Below are 7,341 nucleotides of genomic sequence, written 5' to 3'. Positions count from 1 at the left end.
ATACCAATTCAATAAATCATTGCAACAGATTATCCCGTAGAGACGCGACAGAGCCTGCGGCGTCGGCGTTAGCCTCTGTCGCGTCTCTACAAAATTTATTTGTCTCACTATTTTTGCCAATTGGTGTAACTAATATTATTTCTTACTCCTCAACTGCTCCAAGGATTCCCGTAGCGACCTTTTTAACCTTCTCCACTAATTCAGATGGCTGTATAACTTTAACACTTCCACCAAAACCTAAAATCCATCTCAACAAATCAAAGTCATTTAAACACCACTTTGGTAAAACCGTCTGAAATCTATTCGGGAATTGTTTATCTCCCGTAGGTGCTTCCAAACAAAAAATTGATTTTGGTAAACTTACTTTACCCACAGATCGAGGTCGAGACATTTTGATTTGTGCAAATCTTTTCGTACCTTCAGTGATAAAGTGAAATATCTTGTCGTCGAACCACAATTCTACCGTTACACATACTTCCATTCGCTTATTTTTATTTCGACTCAGGAATCGATATTGGTCTTCAACACTATTCCCTAGATATATTCCCGCACTTGCTTGTAAAAGTTTTTGGAGTTTTTCTAACGCTTTAGTTTGCTCTTGACGGGAACGATGTTGATTTTGGAAATTACCAAGGAATAGTCTATCTAAACGCTGCAATTTTAGTAAACCCGATTGTGCATCTTTACCAATACATTCATACCCCAAGTACCAAGCAAGATTATGAAAAACTATCTGTAAAGGATAAACAGTTATGAAGCTATTTGCATCACTTTCGTACTTGGGACTACCGCTAAAGGTGTTTAGTTCGAGTAATTCTCCTTTAACAATTGCATTTTCCAGGGATGGTAGTTTTTTTAAAAGTGAGGTTTCGTGTAAGTGTCTCTCATCAACAATTGAGTGATTCGCAATGGAACGAATGGGATAAATGTTTTCCTTGGAATCAATCAACTTGGTCTGTAGCATTCGTTCTTTGAAGGTATTGTAAAAGTCGAGTACTAAAGGATCATCTAAACTTTTTGCTTGAGATTGGAGTATGTCAAATAGTTTGATTAATTCTTGTTGGGAAAAGATTCCCGTACCTGCAAAGTAACCATGTCGCATGGGAAAGCTAGGGATAATTTTGTAAGGTTTGAGAATATTTTCAATATCTTTTCGCAACATGGGGAGTCCACTTTCTGCATTATATATTCCTCCCGCTTGTTCTAAGGCTTGGGCTAAGGTTTTCAAGCTACCTTTACCAAAGTCTTGCAAAAATGGCTGATTAACAATTAGTTTGATTGTACTAATTAGGCGTTGAAAAACTTCTTTATCTGAATAAGAATGAAAAAATACCCTTGTTTGCAAAGATAAAGGTTGAGGTTTTTCTTCTTCCCTTGAGATTGGCGTATCTGATTTTATATTTGATATTTTTATATTTAATAGTTCTATATTTGATTTATCACCACCAGAAATAATTCCTACTTCTGTAAGATATTCTAAGTCATGGGCGATAGCCCGCGCAGCTTCAACTGCGATCGCTTGTTCGCAACCGTAAACAGTACCATGTTTTTTCGCTACGATTGCGGCTATTTCTTGAATGTTATTGTTAAATTTTGGTTGATGACCCAAAATATTTTCTAAAAGTTGTGGATTAGTACGATGTAGATTACCGATACCAGGGTATTTAATAATTAGGGAAATTAGGTGTATTAACCGGTCAAAATCAGCAAGCTTGCTATATTGATGAGGTGTAATATTAGCGTTGCGATTTTGGGAGTTAATAATACTGCGTTCGAGACCTTCCACCTGTTGATTGATTTGTTTTATGACAAACTCAGGTGACATTTTATTAGATGTAACATCAATAGTTCTCACCTTTGCAAATCCTTCTCCAGTAAGCGGTGGAAAGTCTTTTAAAACCGCATACATATTTTTAATGACAGCTTCTGGAACCTGACGAACGCGTTTTTGATTCCAAGCTATACAGGTTTCCAATGGGGTATTGAGATACCATGCTATGCAGTAGAAGTCGAAATTTGCAGTTAAGTCTCGATCGCCTGCTCTTTCGAGTTCTATTTTGTTATTTTTTACTTTTACCTTTTTACTTTTTACTTTCTTCGTAACTTTCTGTAAAAAATCTATGCGAAAAGACCGTTTAAAGTTTGTTGCGTCGTAAATTACGTTCTTACTGTTGGTAAGTTCATTAACGATACCATTAATTGCTTCAGTTTCGATTGAGTGCCAACTTCCTTGTATCGTAGCATTACCGTATAATTCAGCCCGAATATCGTCTGTAGAAATAATTTCGCAATTTTCAGCTTGAGCGATTAATTGTGCAAAAGTTGATTTCCCACTAGCAGGTAAACCAACAAGAAAATGGATTATGGGTTTTTTAGTTTTTTGGTGTGATTCTTTAAAACTCGTTTGTGACATATAGTTATACCAATTTGGAAAAATAATGAGACAGATAGATTTTGTAGAGACGCGACATGGTGACCTAACGGTCACGCTTCGCTAACGCGTCTCTACCGGAGAATCTGTTGCAATGATTTATTGAATTGGTATAAGCCCTGGAAAAGAATAATACTTTTGTAAAATTTCGTCATTCGCACGATATAGGCTTTACTTTTAATATAAATAAGGCAATATAAATAATGATGTTAATAACTACTCATACTTACTCTAAATAATTGATACCTGTAATTTGATTTACTTAAAAAAACTTATTTTTACCCTATCAGGACTTACGCAAGTGTCACAATTGGTGGTTGGTGCGTGACGCTATAAGTCTGATTCTTACGTTCAGATATTTTCATAGCGTCACACACCCTACAGGAAAAATATGCCAGTTGCGTAAGTCCTACCTATAACTCACTTTTTCTTGGCTTTTATTTCTTGATTTTCGCGATCGATATATTTATTTTGTCCGGAATTTAGCTCGAATGGTATGGAGACTTAGTATAAATACATACGTGTTAATACTGGTTTTTATATGTCTTATATGTCTTATATGTAAATCCATAAAAATTTTATGTACAGCGATTATGACAATTTACACAGCAATTACCTTTGCTCCCGTACAGGGGTTTATCGAGAAGTCGCGTAAACTTAGAGACCTATATGGAGCTTCACAGATTCTATCTTATCTGAGTCAGCAGATAGTAAAACTTGCTAATTCTGAAGATGTCATATCACCAGCACGAATCAAACTTCAAAGAGGAATGCCGAATCGTATCCTTTTAAAAGAGGAATTTACTCAAGAACAGGTAGAAAAAACCATGCTGTCAGCATGGAAGCAAGTACTAGAGGAATGTCGCAATTGGATTGAAGAAAAATTACCTGAATACAAAAACGAATACCACTGGAAAAAAGATTGGGGAAAATGGGGGAACTATAGCTGGGAAATTTTTGTGGGAAAGGGGGATAGCATCACAGCAGCAATGGAAGACTTGGACAACTGTAAGCTTTCTCGCGGTTGGACTGCGGTAAATTGGATCGGTGAGAGTTCTAGTCTTACGGGAACGGATGGGATTGCGTTTCCTGGTTTGGGTGCAGAAGATAGACACCCTGATAAACTGAACTGGCGAAATGAAGGGATGAGGATTAAGGAGTTTTACCACAAACTTGCTTTTATTCCATATGATCCAAAACCGGATAAGGAACCGGAGGGTAAATATATTGCAGCAAATGAACGATTAAGTATACCTGAGTTAGTCAAACGACTGGTAACTTTACCAGAAATTGCGAAAATCTTAGAGATGTCAGTACTCGAGAGTAGTTTTAGTGATATTTATCGCCGTCCGGAGAAGATAACCGAAAAAGATAAAGGACGTTGGACCGGTTGGTTTATGGGTGATGGTGATGAAGTCGGTAAATATCTCAAAAAACTTGCAAAACAAGAAAATGAAGAAGTTTTAGTTAAAAAGTTTAGTCAAGATATGCGGGAGTGGGGGAAAAACTTTTATCGAGACTTTCCCCAAGATTTAGGTAGGGTTATTTATGCGGGTGGAGATGATTTTTTAGGAGTTATTTACAGCGAACAACATGAAGATGAAATTCAACCCCAAAGGGCTTTTGATTGGTTGAAAAGTTTACCTGAAGAATGGAAGAAAAATAAACACAAAGATATTACTTTGAGTGTGGGATTTATTTGGGCTGGTCACAGCGTTCCCCAAAGAGATATTCTACAACATTGTCGAGAAGCAGAAAAACATGCTAAGTCTTTAGGGCGCGATCGCATAACTATCAGGATTTTGTTTAATAGTGGACAATATGTTCAATGGACTTGTCCTTGGGATTATCTAGATATCTTAAATCAGTATCGCGATCGAGAAGGGAAATCAAATTGGAGTCATGTTTATCAAGATTTGGCGCAATTACAATCTCGACATGCTTTTAGAATAGATGCCCAAACTTTTGATTATAAATTTGCTATTAATTTTTTAAAGATTTACTTTCCCCATACACACGTCGATCAATTACTTGATGACTCGAGCGCAAAATATATAGTTGGATTTAGTGATGATGCAAGTGGTTATGAACGCGCAACAGCAATAATTGCGTGGATTAATGACATGATTAATATAGGTTGGCATTTATGTTCAAATACATCATCTCCATCAGCCCTTTAGGTTATATGTATGGTAGTTCTGGTGCATTTTTATCGCCAGAAAATCTAGTCGGACGTTCTGGGAGAAAGTTTCCTCCGGAAGCAGCTACCCTTTCAGGTTTAATTTTTAGTACTACGAAGAGTCAGCATCAATCTTCTGCACGAGAAGTACGAGAAAAGTTACAAGCAGAATTACGAGAAAACTTGTACGTTACTGGACCATTCTGGGCGGAGATAGATGATAAACAAGACTTTTATGTACCTATTCCTTGGAGTAAAATTATTTCCCGTAAAGGTATTGATGAATGGAAATTTAAAGATGGAAAATGGTGTCGGGAACATGGAAAATCAGATGAAAAACTAGAACCTGATTACCAATGGCAAAAAATTTCTGCTTGGGGAGATTCTGCAAAAAAGTTACAAGCTAATAAAGTTGTATCTGAACATCCTTGGAAGTTTTCTTCCTTTCTACATCCTAGTTTAGAGAAAAACCAGCGTTGTGTTAAACAAGCAGATGGTTTATTTCTGGAAAACTCCGTGCAAATTCCAGAAGATATTTGTTTGATTTATCTCTCAACATATCCCCTAGAACATGGTTGGTATCGCTTTGGTGGTGAAAATCACATTGTAGAAATTGATTGTGAAGAAATTACTCGTAAGAAGGTTTTACAACTATTAAATCAAGAAATTCAACGGACATTTGCATTAGTAGCACCGGGAATTTGGGGTTCTACTCGCTATTCATATCGGTACCCGCAAAAAGATTTTTTCCTAAATCAAAACCAAACAGTGCAAATGCTAACCGATAAACCCGTAGCTTACCGTTATCGCGCTAAGGGACGCTTGGGTACGGGAAGATATGCTGTACCTGCGGGTAGTGTTTATGTTCTCGACCAACCCATTGGTAAATCTTGGTGGAACTGGGATGATGATTGGTTTCCTAGTGAAGGTATCAGTCTTAAAAAATTAGGATGCGGTTTTTGCTTACCAATAGATATTAAAGGAATATAGCACTACGAAGCTAAGTTAGGACATATATTAACCCCAAAAGCCATATATATTAAGCTTTTTACTTTTTTTGATTTTTTACTTTTTACTTTTGACTTTTGACTTTTTACTTGCGCTACGCGCAAAGGAGTTGCTTAATGTACAAAAAAGCCTATGGTACCATCGAAACCTTAGCACCTCTCCATGTGGGTGCAACAGCTGGCGAAGAAAGTGGAAATTTAAACCTGATATTCCGCGATCAATTCACTCTTACGGGAATTATCCCCGGTAGTTCTCTACGCGGTCGATTGCGTGCAGAGATGCGCCAAAATCCAGAACTGGGAGAAGCAGAAGCAAATTATTGGTATGGAGATGCTGCGGGTTCAGCACACTCGGAAGTGAATAACGAATCAATTGTGAAAATCGAACATGCTTCCATTGTTTGGTTACCAGTATTTTCTCCCGGTCAACCTATTGTATGGGTAACTTGCGAGCGTCTTCTCAAACGATATAACCGGATTACTCAGAAAAAGTTGACGATTCCCGACCCCTACACTGGTTCTTCAATTCTAAAACCGCGCCAGTCTCAAAATAAGAAAACTCTTTTTTTCAACCTGGGATTCTTAACTGTCAATAAAATGGAGAATTTATCTGCTTGGTTTCCCGATGGTCAGGAACTACCCGCTGTAGTCGTCAAAAATGAAGATATTTCTATGATTCACGACATGGCATTATATCGTCAAAGCCGCGTCCGTTTAAAAGAAAACGAAAAAGTTGTGGATGGTGGTGGTTTTTTCAATACAGAAGCACTACCAGAAGGAACCATAATGATTTTCCCCATAGCAATAAGAAACCATCCATCCGATAAAAAATGGAAACCATTTAACGGGAAGACGGAAGAAGAAATTTACTTGGGTGGTTTGGAATCAATTGGTTTTGGTCATTGTGTGGTTAACTTAAAGGGAGTTGAATAATGAATTCAAATTGGCAACCATATAATTTAGATCGGGAAGCACAAAAACTTATACTCCGATATAAAGACCTCGAAGGTGTAATCGGACAATCCCACAAAATGCGAACCACCGTTGCTTATGGTTTAGAACGTTTTTGGGGAGAACATCTACGGTTAATTGACAAGAATGACGAAAAAGACAAAAACAAAGGTAAATACTGGCGCGATACATGGACAACTTTTGCCAAAATTATCAGCAAAACAGGAATAAAACTCCCAAAAGAAGAAGTTAATAACAAAGACACTGAAAATATTCGAAAAATTGCTACAGAATTATGGAATCTTCCTCTAGAAGACCAGCGAATTTGTTTAGCTGTTCTCACCCAATTTTGTGACAGCTTAGTTTGGTGGACGCAGAGATATAAATAGGACTTACGCAAAATTAACGTAATTACGTCATTACGTTAGCGCAGCGTTTCCTTCAGGAAAAGCGTTAGCGACGTAATCTCCCGAGATGCTGGGATTGCTATCTCCTAAACGGAGACGCTACGCTAACCCTACACTGCGTTTCGGTCGCAATGACAAATCTATGTCCTACGGACACGCTATGCAAACTTTGCGTAAGTCCTGATAAAGTCGGTGGAGGTAAAGAGGAATGACGACAAATAAAACTACCAATAACAATCCGAATGAAATTCCCCTAATGTTTCAAGCACAAATCCAGGGTAGGGGTCAGATTCAATATATTGGTAACCCCGATCGAGTCGATCGCTGGGTAGATGAATGGGTGGAAGGTGCAAAAAATCAAATTCC

5 protein-coding genes are annotated in these 7,341 nt (G+C 37.6%); 4 read left to right on the top strand and 1 reads right to left on the bottom strand.

The window, feature by feature from the left end; genetic code table 11:
• Nucleotides 1–142 precede the first annotated feature (142 nt).
• Nucleotides 143–2,413 (bottom strand): WYL domain-containing protein, encoded by a 2,271-nt coding sequence (locus tag QNJ50_RS27990; RefSeq protein ID WP_300642328.1) that lies wholly within the window; start codon nt 2,411–2,413, stop codon nt 143–145.
• 611 nt (nt 2,414–3,024) lie between these two features.
• Between QNJ50_RS27990 and QNJ50_RS27985 the strand changes: the two genes are divergently transcribed.
• From QNJ50_RS27985 to QNJ50_RS27970, 4 genes are all read left to right on the top strand, one after another.
• A complete protein-coding gene (locus QNJ50_RS27985; RefSeq protein WP_300642325.1) occupies nt 3,025–4,611 on the top strand; it encodes a type III-B CRISPR-associated protein Cas10/Cmr2 in 1,587 nt (528 codons plus the stop codon).
• Nucleotides 4,578–5,600 carry a type III-B CRISPR module-associated Cmr3 family protein gene (locus QNJ50_RS27980; RefSeq protein WP_300642322.1) on the top strand — a complete coding sequence of 341 codons (1,023 nt, stop codon included), beginning with the start codon at nt 4,578–4,580 and terminating at the stop codon, nt 5,598–5,600. Before QNJ50_RS27985 ends, QNJ50_RS27980 begins: the two co-directional genes overlap by 34 nt.
• 134 nt (nt 5,601–5,734) lie before the next feature.
• Nucleotides 5,735–6,550: an RAMP superfamily CRISPR-associated protein gene (locus tag QNJ50_RS27975; RefSeq protein ID WP_300642320.1), complete on the top strand. Its 816-nt coding sequence runs from the start codon at nt 5,735–5,737 to the stop codon at nt 6,548–6,550.
• Nucleotides 6,550–6,957: a hypothetical protein gene (locus QNJ50_RS27970; protein ID WP_300642317.1), complete on the top strand. Its 408-nt coding sequence runs from the start codon at nt 6,550–6,552 to the stop codon at nt 6,955–6,957. Before QNJ50_RS27975 ends, QNJ50_RS27970 begins: the two co-directional genes overlap by 1 nt.
• Nucleotides 6,958–7,341: the final 384 nt, after the last annotated feature.

It is taken from the genome of Mastigocoleus sp. MO_188.B34, from assembly GCF_030065675.1.
Lineage (GTDB): Bacteria > Cyanobacteriota > Cyanobacteriia > Cyanobacteriales > Nostocaceae > Mastigocoleus.
This window is presented reverse-complemented; position numbering and strand designations above follow the sequence as displayed.

Coding starts and splice junctions, on each gene's coding strand:
- QNJ50_RS27980 (WP_300642322.1), top strand. CDS start 4,578: ATGTTCAAATACATCATCTCCATCAGCCCTTTAGGTTATATGTATGGT.
- QNJ50_RS27985 (WP_300642325.1), top strand. CDS start 3,025: ATGACAATTTACACAGCAATTACCTTTGCTCCCGTACAGGGGTTTATC.
- QNJ50_RS27975 (WP_300642320.1), top strand. CDS start 5,735: ATGTACAAAAAAGCCTATGGTACCATCGAAACCTTAGCACCTCTCCAT.
- QNJ50_RS27970 (WP_300642317.1), top strand. CDS start 6,550: ATGAATTCAAATTGGCAACCATATAATTTAGATCGGGAAGCACAAAAA.
- QNJ50_RS27990 (WP_300642328.1), bottom strand. CDS start 2,413: ATGTCACAAACGAGTTTTAAAGAATCACACCAAAAAACTAAAAAACCC.